This window comes from Plantibacter sp. ME-Dv--P-122b (genome assembly GCF_030209375.1).
Taxonomy (GTDB): Bacteria; Actinomycetota; Actinomycetes; order Actinomycetales; family Microbacteriaceae; genus Plantibacter.
In genome coordinates, this window is record NZ_JARVSC010000006.1 from 178728 (window position 1) to 200492 (window position 21765).

The window sequence follows — 21765 nt, forward strand, 5'->3', positions numbered from 1 at the left end:
CGGGAGCCTCCGGTAACGTGCCGACCATGACGGTTCCCGACGCCTCCGACGATCCGACGGGCGCGGTCCGTGACGCGGACCGCGCGCCCGCGGGCGACCCGGCTGTCGACCCCGGCGTCCGCCTGGACGACTCGCAGGAGGCCGTGCTGCGGCTCGCGGACGCTCGGTCGGCCGTGGTGCTCGGGGCACCTGGCACGGGCAAGACCACGACGCTCATCGAGGCGGTGGCGGAACGCGTGCACGCTCGCGGCCTGCGCACCGACGAGGTGCTCGTCATCGCCTCCTCCCGGTCGTCGGCGCAGGTCCTCCGCGACCGCCTCGAGGCACGGGTCGCGCGCGCCACGCCCGGCTCCCTGGCACGCACCGCCATCTCCCTCGCGCTCGAGGTCATCGCGGGCTCCGGGGCGTTCGCCGGTTCAGGACGACCGCGGTTGCTGACGGGCGGCGAGCAGGACCAGACCATCGCGGAGCGACTCCTCGGCGACGAACAGGACTTGACCGGCCCGCAGTGGCCCGCCGAGCTCGGTCCGGAGGTCAGGCGTCTGCAGGGGTTCCGCACCGAGCTCCGGAACCTCATGGAACGCAGCGTCGAGCACGACGTCGCGCCCGCCGAGCTGCGTCGGCTCGGGACGGAGCACGGGCGCCCCGAGTGGGTCGCGTCCGCGGGCTTCATCGAGGGGTTCCTCGCCGACGACTGGCGCGGACACCTCACGCCCGCGGCGGCCCTCGCCAGAGCCGCCCGGCTCCTCGACGACCAGCAACCGGGAACGGGCGTGCTCGGTAGCCTGCGGGTGGTCTTCGTGGACGACGCCCAGGAGGCGACCCACGGCGTCCTGCAGCTGTTCGCCGCGCTCGCCCGACACGGGGTCACGATCGTCGCGTTCGGCGACCCCGACCTCACGACGGGTGCCTTCCACGGTGCCCGAGCCGACGCCCTCGGGCGGTTCGCCGAGGTGCTCGGCCGCCCGGTGGACACGCTCGTCCTTGGGCAGGTCCACCGCGGGACGCCGGCCATCCGGGCGACGGTCCGCGGTGTCGCCGAACGCATCGGCACGGCCGGTGCCGGGCTCCACCGCACGGCCGCACCACCGTTCGACGACGCGGAGGCCCCCGAGCACTCCGTCGTCACGGTGGCGGCCGGTTCGCCGGCCGAGCAGATCGCGGTCGTCGCACGCTTCCTCCGCGAGCGCCACGTCCTCGACGGCGTCGCGTGGGCCGACATGGCGGTGGTCGTCCGCAGCGGCGGGCTGATCCCGGCGATCGAACGGGGCTTGTCCTCCCTCGAGGTGCCCACCCGGGCGAGCACCGGTGGAGCACCGCTGCGCGACCACCCGTTCGTCAGGTCGGTCCTCCTCGCCATGTCGGTGGCGCTCGGGCGGACACCGCTCGACGCCGAGGTCGTGACCGAACTCCTCCACAGCTCGCTCGGCGGACTGGACTCGATCGGGGTCAGGCGACTGCGGGCCGCGCTCCGCCACGCCGATCTCGCTGAGGGCCTCGACCGCAGCGCGGACCGCCTGCTGGAGGAGGCGTTCGCCGTCCCCGGTGCACTCATCGGACTCGAGACGCCCTCCGCCGCCCGCGCCCGCTCACTCGCCGACAGCCTCGCCGAAGCGAGCGCGCAGGCCGCGGCGGGTGCTTCCGCCGAGGAGCTCGTCTACGGCCTCTGGTCGCGGAGCCGGCTCGAGCGCTCCTGGGTCTCGCTGTCGAAGGGCAGTGGTCAAGCCGCCGAGGAGGCGAACCGCGACCTCGACGCGATCACCCAGCTGGCCGATGCGGCACGCACCTTCGTCGAGGCGGAGCCCGGCACCCCGGCCTCCGTCTTCCTCGACCGCCTGCTCGAACAGACGGTCGGCGACGACTCCCTCGCGCCGACGGGACTCCGGGAGGCGGTCACGATCGCGACGCCCGCCGCCCTGGTCGGGACCTCGTTCGACACGGTCGTCGTCGCCGGTATGCAGGACGGCGTGTGGCCCAACCTGCGGGTCCGCGACTCGCTACTTGGCGCCTCGGAGCTCGTGGAGCTGCTGGAGGGCACGGCCACGGCGACGGCGGACGCACGACGCGCGGTCCTCCATGACGAGCTCCGACTCTTCGCCCAGGCGACCTCCCGTGCGCACCGGTCGCTCATGGTGGTCGCTGTCGTCGACGACGACCACCAGGCGAGCCCGTTCCTCACGCTGCTCCCCGAGCCCGATCCGCACCGGGCATCCCTGTCGCCCCTGTCGCTCCGAGGGCTCGTCGGCACCCTGCGTCGCTCGCTCACGAGGCGGATCCGCCCCGCAGACCCGGCCGAGCGTGCCGCGTCCGCCTCGGCCCTGGCCATCCTCGCGACAGCGGGAGTCCCAGGCGCTCCGACCGAGGAGTGGTACGGCGTGGCCGCACCGAGTTCGACGGCACCGCTCCACGACCCCGCCGTCGAGGAGCTGCCGGTCTCCCCGTCCCGCATGGAGGCCTTCGAGGAGTGCCCGCTGCACTGGGCGATCGCCCGACTGGGCGGCGGGGCCTCCGGGTTCGCCTCCGGACTCGGCACGATCGTGCACGCCGCGCTCGAGCACGCGGAGTCCTCCGACGAGGCCGCGCTCTGGGCAGCGGTGGAGGACCGCTGGGACGAACTCCACTTCGAGGCGGCCTGGGAGGGCGCGGCGACGAAACGGCGAGCGGCGGAACTCGTCCACCGGCTGTCGGCGTACCTCCACGACGCGGAGCGGGCGGGCGTGACCTCGATCGGCAACGAGAGCCGGTTCAGCCTCCGGATCCCCATCGGTGAGTTGGGCGGTGCGGCCGTACTCGGCGGCTCGATCGACCGCGTCGAACTCGTGCCCGACGCCGACGGGACGCGGCGCGTCGTGATCGCCGACCTCAAGACCGGTGGCTCGGCGCCCAGACAGGACCGGGAGGTCGCCGACATGGCGCAGCTCGGTGCCTACCAACTGGCGCTCGCGTCCGGCGCGATCGCAGGCACGGAGGGGCTGTTGAGCGGTGGCGCGAAGCTCATCGTCGTGTCGGCCGGCACGAAGCGCAAGGAGTACTACGACCCGGCCCAGCCCGCCTTCGACGACGAAGCCCTCGAGCGCTTCCGCGAGCGTGTTCTGGCGGATGCGCTCGGCATGGCCGGCGCGGTGTTCGAGGCGCGCGTCGGGACCCACTGCCACGACCCGTTCGCGTTCGGTGAGTGCGCCATCCACGTCGTGCCGGCGGTGAGCTCGTGAGTACTGAGGAGACGTACTCGGCCGAGATGCTCGCCGGCCTGCTCGGCCTCCCGCAACCGACGACGCAGCAGGTCGAGGTCATCGAGGCACCCATGGCGCCGGTGCTCGTCGTCGCCGGTGCCGGGAGCGGGAAGACCGAGACCATGGCCTCACGCGTCGTGTGGCTGCTCGCCAACCGGCACGTGAGCGTCGACGGGATCCTGGGGCTCACCTTCACCAGGAAGGCTGCAGGCGAGCTGGCGGCTCGGATCGGCAAGCGGATCGCCGCCCTGCAGGACATCGGGATCCTGGATCCCGCGGCCGACGCCCTCTTCGACCGTCCCGAAGTGTCCACCTACAACGCCTATGCGAACGCCCTGTTCCGCGACAACGCCCTCCTGGTGGGCCGTGAGCCCGAGTCGGTCCTGCTGTCCGAGGCGTCCGCCTGGCGACTCGCGAGGCGCGTCGTCGTCCGGCACGGAGACGAACGGCTCGCCACCCTCGGCAAGTCCGTCGACCAAGTCGCCGAGCTCGTCCTCTCGCTGAGCCACGAGCTCGCCGAGATCGACGGCACCACCGAGGAGCTGCTCGGCTTCGTGGAACGGTTCGTCGGCATCGGCGAGCTCCCCGACGGCGGTCGCGGGGCGTACGCGCAGATCGACCAGGCCGTCGAGGTCGTGGGTGCCCTGCCGGTCCTGCTCGACCTCGCACACCGGTACGCCGACGAGAAGCGGCGGCAGGGACTCGTCGAGTTCTCCGACCAGGTCGCCCTCGCGCTCGCCGCCTGCGAACGTTCGCCGAAGGTCGCCGCCGTCGCGCGCGATCGCGCTGGCGTCGTCCTGCTCGACGAGTACCAGGACACCTCGGTCGTGCAGACCAGACTGCTGTCGACCCTGTTCGCCGACCACCCCGTCATGGCGGTCGGCGACCCGCACCAGTCCATCTACGGCTGGCGCGGCGCGAGCGCGGCGAACCTCGCGCGGTTCTCCCGCGACTTCGGTCGGGAGGTCGCCGCCACCCAGTTCAACCTGTCCACGAGTTGGCGGAACGACCGCACGGTCCTCGAAGCCGCGAACGTCCTCGTCCGCCCGTTGCAGCAGCAGGCGCAGACGGCCGGGAAGTTGCGCGTCCTCGACCTCGAGCCGAAGCCCGGGGCCGGGGCGGGCTCCCTCGCCGTCGAGTTCCCCGAGACCGGGGCCGAGGAGATCCGGGTGGTCGCCGAGTGGTGCGCGGACCGACTGCTCGCCGAACGCGGGGGAGACCCGGCCGGCTCGGCCGCGATCCTCTTCCGGGCGCGTCGACCGATGCAGGAGTTCGCCGACGGTCTCGCCGCCCTCGGCGTTCCCCATCACATCCTCGGTCTCGGCGGGCTGCTCTCCTCGCCGGAGATCGTCGACGTGACGGCGGCACTGCGGGTCATCCACGATCCCGGCGCAGGGTCCTCGCTCATCAGGCTCCTGAGCGGCCCCCGCTGGCGGATCGGCGTCCACGACCTCGGTCACCTCGTGGAAGTGGCCCGGTATCTGCAAGCCATCGACTGGAAGACGAAGCGGTACGACGCCGAACTGGCCGCCCGGCTCCGTGAGTCGGTCGCCGACGACGACGGACGGTCGATCATCGACGCGCTCGACTTCATCGCCGCCGACCGCGTGCCGGCCGGCCTCGCCGCGGGGTTCACCGACGAGGCGCGTTCGCGTCTGCGGGAGGCCGGTCTGGTGTTCGCCTCCCTGCGGCGCCGCGCGGGCAGCGGTCTCCCCGACCTCGTGCGGGCGGTCGAGCGGGAGTTGCGACTCGACATCGAGGTCGTCGCGAACGAGTCCACCGGCTCCGCGGCGCGCGCTCCGGCCAGACTGCAGGCGTTCCACGACGAGGTCATCTCGTTCATCCAGGCGGAGGAGCAGGTGACGCTCGGCAGTCTGCTGGCGTGGATCGACCGCTCGCTCGCCCGCGACGATCTCGGACCGGCGAGCGACGCACCCGACCAGGGCGCGGTCCAACTGCTCACCATCCACGGTTCGAAGGGCCTCGAGTGGGACCATGTCGCGATCCCGCGGCTCGTGGTCGACGAACTGCCCGCCAAACCAAAGGACGGCAAAGGCTGGGTGCGTCTCGGGACGCTGCCGTACGACTTCCGCGGCGACGCGGCGGAGCTACCGGAGTTCGCCTGGCGGACGGCCGAGACGCGGAAGGAGGTCGTCGACGCCCAGCTCGCCTTCTCGGAGGCGCTCGGCGAACGCGCGCTCGACGAGGAACGCCGGCTCGCGTACGTGGCGGTGACCCGCGCCAAGCACGACCTCCTGCTCACCGGCTCGTTCTGGTCGGGCGATCGGAAGCGGCCCCGTGCTGCGAGCACCTACCTCCTGGAGCTGGCCTCGGCAGGCGTCATCGCACCGCTCCCCGCCGCCTCCGCCTTCGAGGAGAACCCGGTCGACTCCGGTGCCGCGGTCCTCGACTGGCCACTCGATCCACTCGGACCGCGTCGAAGCGTCGTCGAACGGGCGGCGGCCGAGGTCGACCAGCGGCGCGGGCGGCCCGAGTCCGAGCTGCTGGCGACCCTCGGGCCCCTCGAGAACGAGCTGACACTGCTCCTCGAGGAACGACGCCGTGCCGCGACGACGACCGCGCGCGGTGAGCTCCCCGTGCGCATCCCCGCGTCCAAGTTCAAGGAGTTCGTCACGGAACCGGAGGCCGCACTCGAACGTCTGCGTCGCCCCGTCCCGCAGCGGCCCTACCGGCAGACCCGTCTCGGGACCCGGTTCCATTCGTGGGTCGAGGCGCACTACGGACGCTTCGGGTTGCAGGAGCTGGTCGACGCGCTCCCTGAGGAGCTGGACGTCGAACGCCCGGGGCCGGAGGCGTCGGAGGGGATCGGGTTCGAGGAGCTCACCGAACGGTTCCTCGCTTCGGAATGGGCGGACGTCCGACCGATCGAGGTCGAGACCGAGATCCACGTGCCGCTCGGCGACACCGGGCGGGTGGTGGTCTGCAAGCTCGACGCGGTGTTCGAGCGCGGGGACCGGTTCGAGATCGTCGACTGGAAGACCGGCGCGGTGCCCACGACGCCGGAGGACGTCCGGAACGCCTCGTTCCAGCTCGCGCTCTACCGTCTGGCGTACGCGCACCACCGGGAGGTCGACCCCGAGCGCATCGACGCCGTGCTCTACTACGTGAGCCACGATGTGCAGCTCCGGCCGGAGCGCCTCTACTCGGAGGAGGAACTCCTGTCGGAGTGGGAGCGGTCCTTCGGGGAGGCCGCAGCGTCCCAGAGCTCGAACGACGAGGTGTCGATCTGATCCGTGGCGTTCGCGTCGGCTCCGGCGTGGTCGCGATCGTCGGTCTCGCCGTCGTCGCTGTCGCCATCGTCCGAGCCGCTGGGATCGCGGCCGAGGGCGCGCTCGAGCTCTGACCGGTCGTAGGTGTCGGTCTGCATGGCGATGCCGGGGGAGGACGAGCCGATCGGCGTGCGGTCGAGCATGTCCTCGACCTCGTCGACGTCGAGGACGGGTCCGGTCGTGGTGCCGAGGGGGTCCGTCACGTCGCCGAGCACGCGGTCGACGAGTCCGTCGAGCATCGCGACGGCGTCCTCGACGATGGTCTCGTCGTGGCTGTCGCGGCCGTGCAGGAGCCAGCGGGCGATCTCCAGCTCCGCGTAGAGCCGGGCGCGGAGCGTGACGAAGCGGTCGGGTCCGCGGGAGCACGAGGCCGCGTAGGCGGACAACACCTGCTCACCGGTCGCGCCGAGCGTCGCGATCCAGTGGAGGTCGAGGGCAGGGTCGCCGACCCGCAGTGAGCCCCACTCGATGACGCCGTTGACGAGGCCATGGCCGTCCTGACGGATGACGAGCACCCGGTCGGCGGCGAGGGATCCGTGGATGACAGTGGGCTGGAACTGCCACAGCGAGTGGTCTTCGACGGCCGCCTGCCAGCGCTCCCGGACCGCGGTCGGGAGGAGTCTCGTCTCGGCGGCGCGGGACACGATGCGGTGTGCGTCCGCCCGGATGAGCTCGGTGGACAGCAGCGGGAGGCCCGCTTCCGCGATGAAGGCCGTCGGGAGGGAGTGGATCGCGGCGACCGCGGCACCGAGCGAGTCCGAGAGGACCTCGTCGCGGCCGAGCGCGGTCGGGTCGAGGTGACTGCCGGCCACGAAGTCGAGCACCACGGCGCGAGTGCCGTCGACGGGCAGTTGGCCGACGACGGTCGGTGCGTCGAAGGGCAACCTGCTGCGGATACCGGGCGTGAGCGCGCGAAGGGCGATGAGGTCCGCGGACTGCTCCGTCTCGGCCTGCTGCGAGGTCGGGATGCGGACGATGAGCTCGCGTCCGTCGCCCGTCACGAGACGGGCGGCGTCGTAGTTCCCCTCGCCGCCGGCGGTGTGCGCGCCGGACCCGCGGACCTGGAGGTCGGCGACGGCCGAGGTGGCCAACGCGGCTAGAGTGAGATGGGATCTGGCCATGACATCCAGGGTACGGGGCCGTCCCGGCGAGCCGCGCTCGCCACGCCCTCAGAGAGGTTGTCCATGACGATTCAGGTTCGCGCGCTCGCCGGTCTACCGCTCGCGAGAGGCGGACTCGACCGTCACGGCGAGCTCCGGTCACGACCGGACATGCTCGACGGACTGCGGGTCGATCCGAGCGCCCGAGCCGTCGTCCTCCGTGGTCGGCGCGCACTCGTGACCGGCGATGCGCTCGACCTCCTGGACCCCTCGGATCTGCCCGAGCCGGAGCTCATGGTCTACCTCGGAAGCACCGTCGAGGACAGCCCGGGGACACCACCGGGCACGGACATCCTGCTGTGGGTCCTCGCCGACGCCGACGCCGACGCGATCACGGAGGATGAGGACCGCTGGTTCGACCTCCGTCGGAGCGGACACCGGCTGTCCGACCGCGACGTCGGCATACTGGCGACATCGCTGGCGATCGCCGGCTGGCATCGTGCCGAGCCGTTCTGTGCGCACTGCGGCTCGCCGACCACGGTCCGCAATGCCGGGTGGGCACGGCACTGCCCGGTCGACGGCAACGAACTCTTCCCGCGCATGGATCCCGCGGTCATCGTCGCGGTCGTCGATCCTCAGGGACGGATCCTGCTCGGGTCGAACGCGATGTGGGAGCACAACCGGTACTCGCTCCTGGCAGGTTACGTCGATGCCGGCGAGTCCCTCGAGCAGGCCGTCGCCCGCGAGATCTTCGAGGAGTCGGGGATGCGTCTCGGCACGCCCGTCTACCTCGGGTCGCAGCCGTGGCCGTTCCCGCGCTCGCTCATGCTCGGCTTCGTCGCCCCGCTCGCGGAGGATCAAGATCCGGAGGCGCTCGTTCCGGACGGCCAGGAGATCCTCGACCTGCGGTGGTTCACGCGGGAGGAACTCGCGGACCCGGCCACCGACGTCATCCTCCCCGGACCGTCGTCGATCGCACGAGCCGTGATCGACGAGTGGCTTCGCGGATCCTGGTCTCGATGAGGCGCGGTACCACCGAGGGTCGCCGATGAGCAGCCCGGCCGAACTGCTGGCCGGACTCGACCCCGACCAGGCCGTCGCGGCGGAGGCGCTCCGCGGACCCGTGTGCATGCTCGCCGGCGCAGGCACCGGCAAGACCCGCGCGATCACCCATCGCATCGCCTACGGGGTCGCGACCGGGACGTACACGGCGTCGCGCGTCATGGCGCTCACCTTCACCAGCCGCGCCGCTGCCGAACTGCGTGGCCGGCTCCGGGCACTCGGAGCCGAGGGTGTCTCGGCCAGGACCTTCCATGCCTCCGCGCTCTCGCAGCTGAACTTCTTCTGGCCCCAGGTCGTCGGTGGACAGGTGCCCGCGCTCGTCGAGAGCAAGGGGCGGGTGCTCGGGCATGCAGCCGAACGGCTCCGGCTGCGGGTCGACACGGCCACCCTGCGCGACGTGGCGGGCGAGATCGAGTGGCGCAAGGTGTCCGGCCTGACCCTCGAGCAGTATGCGGCGTCGAACCGGTCGCTGCCGGCCAAGCTGTCGCTCGAGCAGGTCGTCTCGCTCCAGGAGACCTACGAACAGTTGAAGGACGAGCGCCGGCGCATCGACTTCGAGGACGTCCTGCTCGCCTGCGCCGGCATGATCGAGACCGAGCCCGCCGTCGCGATGCAGGTGCACGAGCAGTACCGCTTCTTCGTCGTGGACGAGTACCAGGACGTCTCGCCGCTGCAGCACCGACTCCTCGAACTCTGGCTGGGCGGACGACGGGACGTGTGCGTCGTCGGCGACGCGAGCCAGACCATCTACTCCTTCGCCGGTGCCCGTTCCGACTACCTGCTCGACTTCCCGACCAGGTACCACGACGCCACGGTCGTCCGGCTCGAGCGCAACTACCGCTCCGCCCCGCCGGTCGTGGCCGCGGCGAACACGCTCATGCGGGGGCGCCCGGGGGCGTTGCACCTCTCAGCGGCCACCGCACGCGACGACCAGGGCACCCAGACCGCACGCCCTGAGACGCCGGCGGTCGGCCTGCGGCAGTACCCGAACGAGCTGTCCGAGGCGAGAGGCGTCGCCTCGGAGATCCTCGTGCAGCTGCAGGCGGGCGTCCCGGCCTCGGAGATCGCCGTGCTCTACCGGATCAACGTCCAGGCGGCGGCGTTGGAGACGGCTCTGGGCGAAGCCGGCATCCCCTACGTCATGCACGGCTCCAAGCGCTTCTTCGAGCTGCCCGAGGTACGGCAGGCCCTGCTCCAGCTCCGCGCGGCCTCCGTCTCGATCAGCGGTGAGCCGCTGTTCAAGTCCGTGAGCGACGTGCTCCGATCGCTCGGCTGGAGCCAGGACCCGCCTGAGGGCGGCGGCGCGGTGCGCGACCGGTGGGAGTCGCTCAACGCGATCATGGGGCTCGTCGACCAAGCGCCGGAGGGGACCTCGTTCCGCGCCTTCACGGATGAGCTGCAGCTGCGGCAGGCCGCGCAGCACGAGCCGACGGTCGAGGCGGTCACGCTGGCGACACTGCACTCGGCGAAGGGCCTCGAGTGGGAGGCGGTGCACCTCATCGGACTCTCCGAGGGGTATCTGCCGATCTCCTACGCGAAACAGTTCGAGCAGGCGGACGAGGAGCGGCGGCTCCTCTACGTCGGCATCACGCGCGCCAAGCGGCTGCTCAACCTGTCCTGGTCCGAGACGCAGCAACGCGGAGGTCGACGCGAGCCGTCGCGATTCCTGGCAGAGCTCGGCATGCGCACCTCGGGTGCTCCCGGACGACGCGGCGCCTGACCCCACCGGTCGCGGCGTCGACCACCAGCTGGGTGCTCGCGAGGATGGGCTGGGGCGCGTCGAAGTGTCGGAGCACCAGGCGCGTCACGCGGGTCGCGACCTCCGTACCGAGGAGCTGGGTGTCGAGCGGGGAGCGACGCCCGAGGAGCTGGGAGGCGACGGCGGGCCAGGCCGGATCGTCATCGGTGCGGTGCAGTTCGACGCAGTGCAGGCACGGACCTGAACCGGGCGTCACGAACGGACCGATCCTGACGACACGATCGCTGAAGACGACCGGCAGGTGCGGGACGTCGTCGCGCAGCCAGCGCGTGTAGCGGCTCGGCGGGATGACGAAGTCGGCGAAGAGGACGGCGACGTCGACGTGGCCGGGCTGCGCTCCGGGTTCGGTCGCCCAGGACTCCGGTGGCAGGAGTCCGACCGCCGCCTGCTCGGCGAGGAGGCGTCGGAGGAGCTCGGCCGCCGGGCTCGCGCCGTCCACGGCGACCCGATGCGTCACCGCGGGACCGGAGGTGGGGTCGTCGTGCTCGATCACCGGGTCGAGCGTCGAGAGGACGCGATCGAACTCATGGGCGGGGATGTCGAAGGCGTCCGGCAGACGTCGTTCGACCAGGGCGGGGAAGCCGGCACGCAGTGCCGCGACGACCTGCTCGGTCTCGGTCCGGACGCTGTCGAGCACGACCGCGTGATCGACCCCCACCTGCAGGCTGTGCGGGGTTCGCCAGAGCAGCGGTCTCCTGGGATCGAGTCGCGTCGTCATCCATCGATGATGGCGGGTCGACGACCGGTCGCGTCGGCGCTCTCCACAGCCCGCCCGGAAGGACGAACTGTGGAGCGTCGTCGTGGATCAGACCGGGGGGCCGCCGGCGCCGTTCGGGCCGGAGGGCTCCGAACCGGGCTCGTCGTCGGGCTGATCGCCGCGTTCCTCGCCGCGGAGGAGGTCTTCGAGCGCGAGGTCCATCTCGTCCTGCTCGGGACGCTCACCCCGGGCCTCCGCCTCGAGGCGCTGGATGAGCGCCTCCGGGGCGTCGATGTCGGCTGCGGTCGGCACGAGGTCGGGGTGCGACCACAGGGCGTCGCGCTGCGCGGTGCCGACGGCGTCGGTGACCTGCTGCCACATCTGCGCAGCCTCGCGCAGCCGGCGGGGTCGCAGCTCGAGCCCCACGAGCGCGCCCAAAGCCTGTTCGGCCGGCCCGCCGGCGGCGCGGCGTCGGCGGACGGTCTCCGCGATGGCCGCGGAACGGGGGAGACGTTCGGTGGCTGCCGCGGTGACCACGTCGACCCAGCCCTCGATGAGGGCGAGCGTCGTCTCGAGCCGCGCCAGGCTCGCGTCCTGTGCCTCGGTGCGGGCGGGGATGAGTGCCCCGCTCGTCATGGCGTCCCGGAGTTCCTCGGGGTTCGACGGGTCGAAGCTCTCGGCGAGCTCCTCGAGGCGTTCGGTGTCGATCCGAATGCCACGCGCGAAGTCGGTGATGGATGAGATGAGGTGCAGGCGGAGCCAGCGGGCGTGGCGGAAGAGTCGTGCATGCGCGAGTTCACGGACCGCCAGGTAGATCTGGACCTGATCCGCCGGGATGTCGAGACCCTCGCCGAAGTCGGCGACGTTCTGGGGCACCAGGGCGGCCTCGTTGTCGTCGAGCAGTGGGATGCCGATGTCGCCGCCGGAGACGACCTCCTTGGAGAGCTGACCGACGACCTGGCCGAGCTGCATGGCGAAGAGCGTGCCGCCGATGCCGCGGACGAGCTGTCCGGCGTTCGCGATCATGCTCGACAACTCCTCGGGCGCGCGTTCCGTGAGCACGCCGGTCAGGGCGTTCGCGATGTTCGTGGCCACCGGCTCGGCGAGCTGCGTCCAGAACGGCATCGTCTTCGTGGCCCAGCGCGTCCTCGTGTACAGGGCCGGTTCACTCGACAGCTCGGCGACGTCGGTGACGTCGGCGAGCCACAGGGAGGCGATGTGGAAGGCCTGCTCGAACGCCGCACGCTGTTCGGGCGTCGTGTCCTGGGCGCCGTCTCCGGCGATGGTCTTCGCCTGCTGGAGCGAGGTGTCCCAGTTGATGCCGTCGCCGCTGGAGCGGAGTGCGCCCTGGAGCTGCGACATGAGCGCAGCGAGACTGGCCGGATCGCTGGGAAGGCCGGCGGCGCCGGCGAGCTGGCTCGGGTCGAACGAACCGTTGCCGGAGAGGAGCTCGCGGAGCATGTCGCGGAACTCGTCCTCCGGACTCTTGTCGAAATCCTCTGGCACGTCAGCCGCCTCTCAGATAGCTCGGTGCTGGGCCTTCTACGCTAGTCGCACCTCGCTGAAGAATCGCCGGGGTATGGTTGGTCGGGTTTCCGCCCACCGCGAACACTCCGGAAGGCTTGCATGTCGCTCTTCGCCGATGAGGCTCCCACCGCTTCGGCGCCGACCGGTCAGGGTCGCAATCGTCGCGCTCGGTTCGGGTGGATCGTGCTCAGTCTCTCGCTCGTCCTCCTCGGAGTGCTGTCGGCGGTGCCCGCGCCGTACGTCATCGAACAGCCGGGTCCCGTGTTCAACGTGCTGGGTACGACCGAGGGCGACGACGGCGACGTCCCGCTCATCGAGGTCCACGACGAGCAGACCTACGACACCGGCGGCACGCTCGACATGCTGACGGTCCAGCTGGTCGGGAATCCGCAGCGGAGCCCTGGCTGGCTCGACATCGTCTCGGCCTGGTTCGACCCGAGCCGCGCCGTCGTGCCGATGGACCTCTACTTCCCGCCCGGCGTCACGACCGAGCAGCGCGACGAGCAGAACGCGACCCTCATGGTCGACTCGCAGCAGGACTCGGTCGCGGCGGCGTTGCGTGAGCTCGGGTACGAGGTCCCCGAGCACATCGTGGTGGCACAGATCGCGGAGGGTGCCCCCGCGCAGGGTGTGCTGCGGCTCGACGACGAGATCGTCTCGGTCGACGGTACGCCGGTGACCGGCCTGGCCGGCCTGCGGGACGCGATCAACGCGAACGGCACGGACAAGCCGGTCACGCTCGACATCGTGCGCGGGGGAGCGGCGAGCACCGTCGAGATCACGCCGACGACGGCGACCGCGTCCGACGGGACGACCTCGACCGTGATCGGCATCGGGACCAAGACCACCTACGACCTCCCCGTCGACATCACCATCCAGCTCGACAACGTCGGCGGCCCGAGCGCCGGCATGATGTTCGCGCTCGGCATGATCGACCTGCTCACCCCGGGCGAGCTGAACGGCGGCAAGGACGTCGCCGGCACCGGGACGATCGACGCCGACGGCAACGTCGGCGCGATCGGCGGTATCCGGCAGAAGCTGTTCGGTGCGAAGGACGCCGGGGCCGAGTGGTTCCTCGCTCCCGAGAGCAACTGCGACGAGGTCGCCGGACACGTCCCGGACGGCTTGACGGTCTTCGCCGTGAAGACCCTCGACGATTCACGCGCAGCGCTCAAGGCCATCGCGGACGGAGCCGACACGAGCAAGCTGCCCACCTGCTCGGCCGGTTGACCGCTTCGGGCGCTCTCCCAGCCCGGCCGCTTTAGGATAGGTGGGACGACCCCTATCTGAAGAGGCCACACGTGACATCCGCAGCAGCAGAGAAGCCCCTGTCCACTCAGCGCCGACGCGCCCCGATCGCGATCACGGTGGCGATCATCGCCGCGCTCCTGATCGGGTTCTTCGTGTTCTCGGGGTTCTACGCCGACCTGCTGTGGTTCCAACAGCTCGGCTACACCGAGGTCCTGACCACGCAGTGGATCGCGGCGATCGCCATGTTCCTCGTCGGGTTCGTGGGGATGGCCCTGCCCGTGTGGCTCGCCATCGAGATCGCCTACCGGACCCGTCCGGTCTACGCGAAGCTCAGCTCGCAGGTCGACCGCTACCAGCAGGTGGTCGAGCCGCTCCGCCGACTCGCGACCTACGGCATCCCGACGCTCTTTGGCCTCTTCGGCGGTGTCGCCGCGGCTTCGCGCTGGCAGCTCGTGCTGCTGTGGATGAACGGCACCCCGTCCGGTACCAAGGACCCGCAGTTCAACCTCGACGTGTCGTTCTACCTCTTCGACCTGCCGTTCTTCCAGGCCGTGGTCGCCTTCTCCTCGGCGGTCGTCCTCATCGCCCTGATCGCCACCGCCGTCGTCACCTACCTCTACGGAGGCATCCGGGTGGTCAGCCGTGAGGTCTGGATCTCGATGGCGGCCCGCGTGCAGATCTCGGTGCTCGCCGCGCTGTACCTGATCCTGCAGGCCGTCAGCCTCTGGCTCGACCAGTACACGACGCTGAACGACACGGGCACGCTCATCACCGGCGCCTCGTACACCGACGTCGCCGCGACCATCCCCGGTCGGGTCATCCTCGCCGGGATCGCGCTCATGGTCGCCGTCCTGTTCGTCGTCACCGCGTTCACCGGCCGCTGGCGTCTGCCGCTCGTCGGTACCGCGCTGCTCATCGTCGCGTCCCTCATCGTCGGCAGCCTCTACCCGTGGATCGTCCAGCGTTTCCAGGTGGAGCCGAACGCGAAGAGCCTCGAGACGCCCTACATCAAGCGGAACATCGACATGACCCGCGACGCCTACGGGATCGCCGACGTCGAGGAGGAGGAGTACGCGGCCACCACCGACGCGACCCCCGGAGCACTCCGTCAGGACGCCGAGACCACGGCGAACATCCGGATCATCGACCCGTCGCTCGTGAGCGCCTCCGTCGCGCAGCTCGAACAGTTCAAGCAGTTCTACTCCTTCGACAAGCAGCTCGACGTCGACCGCTACAACATCGACGGCAAGACGCAGGACGCCGTCGTCGCGGTCCGCGAGCTGAACGTCGCCGGCCTCGACAACTCGCAGTCGTGGATCAACAACACGGTCGTGTACACCCACGGCTACGGTCTGGTCGCCGCGTACGGCAACCAGCGCTCGGCCTCCGGTGAGCCCGTCTTCCTCGAGTCCGGCATCCCCACCACCGGCGCGCTCGGCGACTTCGAGCCGCGCGTGTACTTCGGTGAGCAGTCGCCCGACTACTCCATCGTCGGCGCCCCCAAGGGTGCGGACCCGGTGGAGCTCGACTACCCGTCGGGCACGCAGGGTGAGTCGCAGACCTACACGACCTTCGACGGCGACGGCGGGCCCAAGCTCGACAACGTCTTCAAGAAGCTCGTCTACGCGCTCAAGTTCCAGTCGGAGCAGATCTTCCTCTCCGACTCGGTGAACAGCCAGTCGCAGATCCTCTACGACCGCGACCCGCTCACCCGGGTGCAGAAGGTCGCTCCCTACCTGACGCTCGACTCCGACCCCTACCCGTCCGTGGTGGACGGTCAGATCGTCTGGATCGTCGACGGCTACACGACGAGCGCCAGCTACCCCTACTCGAAGACCGTGAGCCTGTCCGACACGATCTCCGACTCGGTCACCCCGGCGCAGAACTACGCGCTCGACGACGTCAACTACATCCGGAACTCGGTGAAGGCGACCGTCAACGCGTACGACGGCAAGGTGACGCTCTACAGCTGGGACGACCAGGATCCGATCCTCAAGACCTGGCAGAAGGTGTTCCCGTCGACGGTCAAGCCGATGTCGGACATGTCCGGCGATCTGATGAGCCACGTCCGGTACCCGGCCGACCTCTTCAAGGTCCAGCGTTCGGTACTCGGCCAGTACCACGTCACCAACGCCGGTTCGTTCTATTCGAGCGAGGACGCGTGGGTCACCCCCAACGACCCGCAGTCGACCGACACGGAGAAGAAGTACCAGCCGCCGTACTACCTGACGATGCAGCTGCCCGAGCAGGACGCTCCGTCCTTCTCCCTGTACTCCACGTTCATCCCGCGTCAGGGCGGTGAGCAGTCGCGGAACGTGCTGACCGGCTACCTCGCGGTCGATGCGAACGCCGGCGCCGAGGACGGCAAGCGGAGCTCCGACTACGGCAAGATCAGACTCTTGACCCTGCCGAAGGACGACACCGTGCCGGGCCCCGGCCAGGTGCAGAACACCTTCGACTCCGATCCGAGCGTGTCGAGCCAGATCAACATCCTGAAGCAGGGCCAGACCGAGGTGCTGAACGGCAACCTGCTGACCGTGCCGGTCGGTGGCGGTCTGCTCTACGTGCAGCCGGTCTACGTGAAGTCCACCGGCGACACGAGCTTCCCGCTCCTGCAGAAGGTGCTCGTCGCCTTCGGCGACCAGATCGCCTTCGAAGACACGCTGGACGAGGCGCTCGACGTCCTGTTCGGCGGCGACTCGGGTGCGGATGCGGGTGACACCAACGTCCCCGGAGACAGCACGACGCCCCCGACGGACGGCACGGACACCGGTGGCGGAACCGACACCGGCTCGACCCCGAGCACGGGCGACCCGACGGTGGACGCGCAGATCAAGACGCTGCTCGACCAGGCGAAGGCCGCGATGGTCGAGAAGGACGCGGCCATGGCGAGCGGTGACTGGGCTGCCTACGGGGTGGCGGACAAGAAGATCTCCGACGCACTGGCGCAGGCGCTGGCACTGTTGAACGGCTGATTCCGAGCCGGCAATCCGAACGGCGTCGCCCTGACGGGCGGCGCCGTTCGGCGTTCCAGGAGGAGGGATTCGGCCGGAATCGGAGTGCTCAGCGGCACGCGATTTGCACGCCCTCAGAATGCATGCTAGCTTTATCTCTTGTGCCGCAGGGTGGAGCAGTTCGGTAGCTCGCTGGGCTCATAACCCAGAGGTCGTAGGTTCAAATCCTGCCCCTGCAACAGAAAAGATGAAATCCCGGTCTCCTCGAGACCGGGATTTCGTCGTTTCAGGGGATGGTCGCCCGCGGCCGGCGAGCGGTGGGTCAGCCCATCGTCGCGACGGGGAGACCGAACGCCGCGGCGACGCCGGCGTTGGTGACCGCACCGGCGTGGACGTTGACGCCCGCGCGGAGCGCTGCGTCGGCCGCGACGGCGTCGTCCGTGCCCCGGTCGGCGATGGCGATGGCATACCGGAGCGTGGCGTTGGTCAGCGCGCGCGTCGAGGTCTCCGGAACGGCGCCGGGCATGTTGGCCACGCAGTAGTAGAGGCTGTCGTGGACGCGGAACGTCGGGTCGTCGTGCGTGGTCGGCCGGGAGCCCTCGAAACAGCCGCCCTGGTCGATCGCGATGTCGACGAGCACCGAGCCGGGCTTCATGTGCGCCACCATGGCGTCGGTGACGAGCTTCGGGGCCTGTGCGCCGGGGATGAGTACCGAGCCGATGACGAGGTCGGCGTCGCGGAGTTGCTCCGCGATCTCGTACGCCGACGACGGCCTGGTCTGGATCTGTCCGCTGAAGCGGTTCTCCAGCTCGCGCAGGCGAGGGATGGAGATGTCGATGATCGTCACGTCCGCCTGCATGCCGAGCGCGTTGGCTGCGGCGTGCTCGCCGGCGACCCCGCCGCCGATGACGACGACCTTCGCCTTGGGGGTTCCGGGCACGCCGCCCAGCAGGATCCCGCGTCCACCCGTGGCGCGCATGAGGTGGTAGGCGCCGACCTGCGTGGACAGTCGTCCTGCGACCTCGCTCATCGGCTGCAGGAGCGGCAGAGAGCGGTTGGGGAGCTGCACGGTCTCATAGGCGATCGCGGTGGTCCCAGAGGCGAGCAGGGCGTCGGTGAGCGGACGGTCCGCCGCGAGGTGGAGGTAGGTGAAGAGCGTCTGGTCGGCCCGCAGGTAGCCGTACTCGGCGGCGACGGGCTCCTTCACCTTGAGCAGGAGGTCGCCCGCCGCCCAGACGGAGGCCGCGTCGGTGGCGATGGTCGCGCCGGCGGCACGATACGCCTCGTCGAGATTGCCGGACCCGAGGCCGGCGCCCGCCTGGACGACGACCTCATGGCCGTGTCGGACGAGTTCGTGGACGCCGCCTGGCGTCGCCGCGACCCGGTTCTCGTTGTTCTTGATCTCCGTGGGGATGCCGATTCGCATGGCTGGTTCCTCTCGCAGGCTGGGCCAAGGCTCGGCTCTCCCGCTCGTCGGTGGACGGTGTGGGACTATTCTGAGGTTGCTGCGTTTCAGCCTGATGAACACCGCAGCTTCCTCGGAACTTCCCCTGGAAATCGACGATGATTCGGATAGAATCGAGAGCGGGCGCAGGATGACGAACAATCTGCAAAGACGCGCGGACCTCGACGACGTCGATCACGCACTCCTGCGGCTCCTGCAGGAGAACGCACGCATGACGAACGCCCGCATGGCGGAGCTCGTCGGCATCGCCCCATCGACCTGTGTCGCCCGGGTGCGGTCGCTCGTCGATCGCGGCGTGATCACGGGGTTCTCGGCGCGTATCGATCCGGTCGCGGTCGGGCTCGGTCTGGAGGCGCTCATCAGCGTCAACATCAGGGCGGGGGCTCGCGCCCGTATCGCCGAGTTCAGCGCCGGCATCCGACAGCTCCCGGAGGTCGTGCAGGTGTTCTTCCTCGGTGGCTCCGAGGACTTCGTCATCCATCTCGCGGCGCGGGACAGCGCCCACATCCGCGACTTCGTCGTCGAGCACCTGTCGGCCGATCCGACGGTCGCCTCGACCCGCACGAGTCTGGTGTTCGATCACTCGTTCATCGGCGTCGCGGTGGGGGAGTGAGGGCGATCCGCGGCTATACCGGCCGGGCGAAGGTCACGAACGCATAACGAAGGAGTTCCGCGGAAAACCCTGACCATGTTCGGTTTTGCCATGGAGGCCGTGCGCGATGTCCGCCTTTTGGGGGATCGTCGATTAGCCAGCAGCTGTGAGTTTCGTTAGCGTTGTCGACGGCCCGCAAGGGCTGACCTACGTAACCGCGTCCCGCCCCCTGTCGCCCCGTGACGGCGTGCTGGACGTACGGTCGAACGCCACGCGGTAGCCGTTGTCGCCCCACGTGATCCGAGCCCGCGCGCTGTCCATCAGTGCGCCGATGGGGCGGATCGAGAGCCGTTCGACCCGGCCTGACGATCGACAGGAAGAGCGCACCGCGGTTCCGCGTGCGCTTCCAGGAGAACACATGACCGAAACGATTGCCGTCTCCGCGACGGGACTGTACAAGGTCTTCGGCAGGAAGCCGAAGGAAGCCGTGAAACGCCTGCAGGCCGGTGCCTCGCGAGACGAACTCGCCTCCGGCGGGACCACCGCAGCCGTGATCGACGCCTCGTTCGAGGTGAAGCAGGGCGAGATCTTCGTCGTGATGGGCCTCTCCGGCTCGGGCAAGTCGACGCTGATCCGGATGCTCAACGGCCTGCTCGAGCCGACGGCGGGCACCGTGACCATCGCCGGGAAGCCGATCTCGGGGGTGTCCTCGAAGCAGCTGCGTGCGGTCCGACAGGACAACATCTCGATGGTCTTCCAGCACTTCGCCCTGCTGCCGCACCGCACGGTGCTCGAGAACGCCGCCTACGGACTCGAGGTGAAGGGTGTGCCGGCCGCTGAACGACGCGAGCGGGCCCAGGCCGTCGTCGAGCGCGTCGGGCTCGCAGGCTGGGAGGACAAGCTCCCGGGCCAGCTCTCAGGCGGGATGCAGCAGCGCGTCGGCCTCGCCCGCGCACTCGCCTCCGACACCGACATCCTCCTCATGGACGAGGCGTTCTCCGCGCTCGATCCCCTCATCCGCCGCGAGATGCAGGAGCAGCTCGTCGAGCTGCAGGCCGAACTCGGCAAGACCATCGTGTTCATCACCCACGACCTCAACGAGGCGATGTTCCTCGGCGACCGGATCGCCGTCATGCGCGACGGCCGGATCGTCCAGGTCGGCACCCCGAACGACATCCTGACCGACCCGGCGAACGACTACGTCGCCCAGTTCGTCCAGGACGTCGACCGCGCCCGCGTCCTGACCGCCGGTGGGGTGATGGAACCAGCGCGCTCCGTCGTCTCCGCGTCCGCCGGACCCCGGGCTGCCCTGCGCATCATGCGCGACCTGCAGACCTCGACCGCCTTCGTGGTCGGTCCTGGGCGCCAGCTCCTCGGCGTCGTCCGCGACAAGGACGTGCTGCGTCTCGTCCGGGCGGGCGACCACGAGCTCGGCAGCGTCATCACCGCCGACCTCGCCACGGTCTCGCCGGAGGCGGCGCTCGTCGACCTCTTCGAGTCCGCCGTCGAGAGTGCCCTGCCCGTCGCCGTCGTGGACGAGCGGACGCGCCTGCTCGGCGTCGTCCCGCGGGTGACCCTGCTCGCCGCCGTCGGCAACGTCCCGACCAACACGGACGAGATCAGCCTCGTCGGGCCGCCGGCGACGGTGCCCGTCGAGCTCATCACGGCGACCCTGCGGTCGACCGCGGAGGACCCGCAGCACCCCGATGACGTGACCTCGTCGATCGAGACCAGCGCCGCCGAACCGGCAGCGAGCCTGCCGGAAGGGAGTGTCCGATGAACGGCATCCGTCTCCAGTCGTCCGGGTTCCTGGACGCCATCACCCGCCCCGAGATCGGTGCGTGGGTCGAAGCCTTCGTCGACTTCATCACCGACGTCTTCCAGCCCGTCTTCGACGTCATCCGGAGCGTCTTCCAGGGGCTGTACGACGGGGTCGACCTCGTGCTCAGCGGTCCGCCGTTCTGGGTGATCATCATCGTCGCCGCTCTGCTGGCCCTCATCGCACGCGGCCCGGTGTTCGCCGTCGGCTCCGCGGTCGGGCTGTTGATCATCGTCGGCGTCGAGCAGTGGGACAACGCGATGGACTCGCTGTCGCTCGTGCTCGTGGCCGGACTCATCGCCATCGTGATCGGGATCCCACTCGGCATCCTGGCGGCGCGCTCGAAGGTCGCATCGTCGATCATCCGGCCGTTGCTCGACTTCATGCAGACGACTCCTGCGTTCGTCTACCTCATCCCCGCGCTCATCCTGTTCCGCATCGGCGTCGTCCCGGGCATCGTCGCGACGATCGTCTTCGCGCTGGCCCCGGCCGTCCGTCTCACGGAACTCGGGATCCGCAACGTCGACCGCGAGGTCGTCGAGGCCGGCAACGCGTTCGGTGCTTCCTCGTGGCGGATCCTCCGCCAGATCCAGCTGCCGCTCGCGATGCCGAACATCATGGCCGGAGTCAACCAGGTCATCATGCTCTCGCTCTCGATGGTCGTCATCGCCGGCATGGTCGGCGCCGGCGGCCTGGGCGGCGACGTCGTCAAGAGCCTCTCGCGGATCGACATCCAGCTCGGCTCCGAAGCGGGCCTGTCGGTCGTCATCCTGGCGATCTTCCTGGACCGTCTCACCGCCTCCCTCGGCGGCGGTCGCAAACAGCGCGGGAAGCGCACGAAGGCCGCCCCGTCCTCGCCCGGCGGGATCCGACCGGCACCGGCGTCGAGCACCACGACGACCGACAGCACCGCGTCAGGCCAGGAGCAGCACACTCCCTCCGAGTCGCCGACCGCCGTGCGGTGACCCACCGGCACACAGCTTCCCATCCGACGACACCGATCCCCGCGTCACGCG

Annotated in this window: 13 protein-coding genes and 1 tRNA gene; 10 read left to right on the plus strand and 4 right to left on the minus strand. The window is 70.1% G+C overall.

Annotated elements, in window-relative coordinates; translation table 11 throughout:
* Nucleotides 1-26: 26 nt before the first annotated feature.
* Together QRN19_RS13710 and QRN19_RS13715 are read left to right on the plus strand one after the other, a co-directional pair.
* Nucleotides 27-3212: a UrvD/REP family ATP-dependent DNA helicase gene (locus tag QRN19_RS13710; RefSeq protein ID WP_285027499.1), complete on the plus strand. Its 3186-nt coding sequence runs from the start codon at nt 27-29 to the stop codon at nt 3210-3212.
* Nucleotides 3209-6484 carry an ATP-dependent helicase gene (locus QRN19_RS13715; protein ID WP_285027500.1) on the plus strand — a complete coding sequence of 1092 codons (3276 nt, stop codon included), beginning with the start codon at nt 3209-3211 and terminating at the stop codon, nt 6482-6484. Before QRN19_RS13710 ends, QRN19_RS13715 begins: the two co-directional genes overlap by 4 nt.
* Here the strand turns inward: QRN19_RS13715 and QRN19_RS13720 are convergent.
* Nucleotides 6394-7644, minus strand: coding sequence for a phosphotransferase (locus QRN19_RS13720; RefSeq protein ID WP_285027502.1), 1251 nt, complete (start codon nt 7642-7644; stop codon nt 6394-6396). The two genes, QRN19_RS13715 and QRN19_RS13720, sit on opposite strands and share 91 nt — an antisense overlap.
* 63 nt (nt 7645-7707) lie before the next feature.
* Here QRN19_RS13720 and nudC point away from each other — a divergent pair, with 63 nt between their 5' ends.
* Nucleotides 7708-8646, plus strand: coding sequence for an NAD(+) diphosphatase (gene nudC / locus QRN19_RS13725; protein WP_285027503.1), 939 nt, complete (start codon nt 7708-7710; stop codon nt 8644-8646).
* A gap of 25 nt (nt 8647-8671) precedes the next feature.
* Complete coding sequence (locus QRN19_RS13730) at nt 8672-10405, plus strand: ATP-dependent helicase (protein ID WP_285027505.1); 1734 nt, start codon at nt 8672-8674, stop codon at nt 10403-10405.
* Here QRN19_RS13730 and QRN19_RS13735 read toward each other — a convergent pair.
* Both QRN19_RS13735 and QRN19_RS13740 read right to left on the minus strand, forming a co-directional pair.
* Nucleotides 10293-11162 carry a TOMM precursor leader peptide-binding protein gene (locus QRN19_RS13735; protein ID WP_285027507.1) on the minus strand — a complete coding sequence of 290 codons (870 nt, stop codon included), beginning with the start codon at nt 11160-11162 and terminating at the stop codon, nt 10293-10295. The two genes, QRN19_RS13730 and QRN19_RS13735, sit on opposite strands and share 113 nt — an antisense overlap.
* Before the next feature lie 87 nt (nt 11163-11249).
* Nucleotides 11250-12647, minus strand: coding sequence for a zinc-dependent metalloprotease (locus QRN19_RS13740; RefSeq protein ID WP_502928238.1), 1398 nt, complete (start codon nt 12645-12647; stop codon nt 11250-11252).
* A gap of 120 nt (nt 12648-12767) precedes the next feature.
* On the opposite strand from QRN19_RS13740, the gene QRN19_RS13745 reads away from it, so the two are divergent.
* The 3 genes from QRN19_RS13745 (at nt 12768) to QRN19_RS13755 (ending at nt 17112) form a co-directional block, all read left to right on the plus strand.
* Nucleotides 12768-13898 (plus strand): YlbL family protein, encoded by a 1131-nt coding sequence (locus tag QRN19_RS13745; RefSeq protein ID WP_285027509.1) that lies wholly within the window; start codon nt 12768-12770, stop codon nt 13896-13898.
* A gap of 71 nt (nt 13899-13969) precedes the next feature.
* On the plus strand, nt 13970-16894 hold the full coding sequence (locus QRN19_RS13750) for a UPF0182 family membrane protein (RefSeq protein WP_285027511.1): 2925 nt from the start codon (nt 13970-13972) through the stop codon (nt 16892-16894).
* 144 nt (nt 16895-17038) lie between these two features.
* Nucleotides 17039-17112: transfer RNA gene (locus QRN19_RS13755), tRNA-Met, on the plus strand.
* A gap of 83 nt (nt 17113-17195) precedes the next feature.
* On the opposite strand, the gene ald is transcribed toward QRN19_RS13755, so the two are convergent.
* On the minus strand, nt 17196-18299 hold the full coding sequence (ald, locus tag QRN19_RS13760; protein WP_285027514.1) for an alanine dehydrogenase: 1104 nt from the start codon (nt 18297-18299) through the stop codon (nt 17196-17198).
* A 169-nt stretch (nt 18300-18468) separates the two neighbouring features.
* Here ald and QRN19_RS13765 point away from each other — a divergent pair, with 169 nt between their 5' ends.
* From QRN19_RS13765 to QRN19_RS13775, 3 genes are all read left to right on the plus strand, one after another.
* Nucleotides 18469-18951, plus strand: a complete 483-nt coding sequence (locus QRN19_RS13765; protein ID WP_285027516.1) for an Lrp/AsnC family transcriptional regulator — start codon at nt 18469-18471, stop codon at nt 18949-18951.
* A gap of 397 nt (nt 18952-19348) precedes the next feature.
* Nucleotides 19349-20710, plus strand: a complete 1362-nt coding sequence (locus QRN19_RS13770; protein WP_191940801.1) for a quaternary amine ABC transporter ATP-binding protein — start codon at nt 19349-19351, stop codon at nt 20708-20710.
* The gene (locus QRN19_RS13775; RefSeq protein ID WP_285027520.1) at nt 20707-21714 is read left to right on the plus strand and encodes an ABC transporter permease; all 1008 of its coding nucleotides are present in this window, start codon (nt 20707-20709) and stop codon (nt 21712-21714) included. Before QRN19_RS13770 ends, QRN19_RS13775 begins: the two co-directional genes overlap by 4 nt.
* Nucleotides 21715-21765 lie beyond the last annotated feature (51 nt).

Coding starts and splice junctions, on each gene's coding strand:
- QRN19_RS13745 (WP_285027509.1), top strand. CDS start 12,768: ATGTCGCTCTTCGCCGATGAGGCTCCCACCGCTTCGGCGCCGACCGGT.
- QRN19_RS13720 (WP_285027502.1), bottom strand. CDS start 7,644: ATGGCCAGATCCCATCTCACTCTAGCCGCGTTGGCCACCTCGGCCGTC.
- ald (WP_285027514.1), bottom strand. CDS start 18,299: ATGCGAATCGGCATCCCCACGGAGATCAAGAACAACGAGAACCGGGTC.
- QRN19_RS13775 (WP_285027520.1), top strand. CDS start 20,707: ATGAACGGCATCCGTCTCCAGTCGTCCGGGTTCCTGGACGCCATCACC.
- QRN19_RS13735 (WP_285027507.1), bottom strand. CDS start 11,162: ATGACGACGCGACTCGATCCCAGGAGACCGCTGCTCTGGCGAACCCCG.
- nudC (WP_285027503.1), top strand. CDS start 7,708: ATGACGATTCAGGTTCGCGCGCTCGCCGGTCTACCGCTCGCGAGAGGC.
- QRN19_RS13770 (WP_191940801.1), top strand. CDS start 19,349: ATGACCGAAACGATTGCCGTCTCCGCGACGGGACTGTACAAGGTCTTC.
- QRN19_RS13765 (WP_285027516.1), top strand. CDS start 18,469: ATGACGAACAATCTGCAAAGACGCGCGGACCTCGACGACGTCGATCAC.
- QRN19_RS13730 (WP_285027505.1), top strand. CDS start 8,672: ATGAGCAGCCCGGCCGAACTGCTGGCCGGACTCGACCCCGACCAGGCC.
- QRN19_RS13710 (WP_285027499.1), top strand. CDS start 27: ATGACGGTTCCCGACGCCTCCGACGATCCGACGGGCGCGGTCCGTGAC.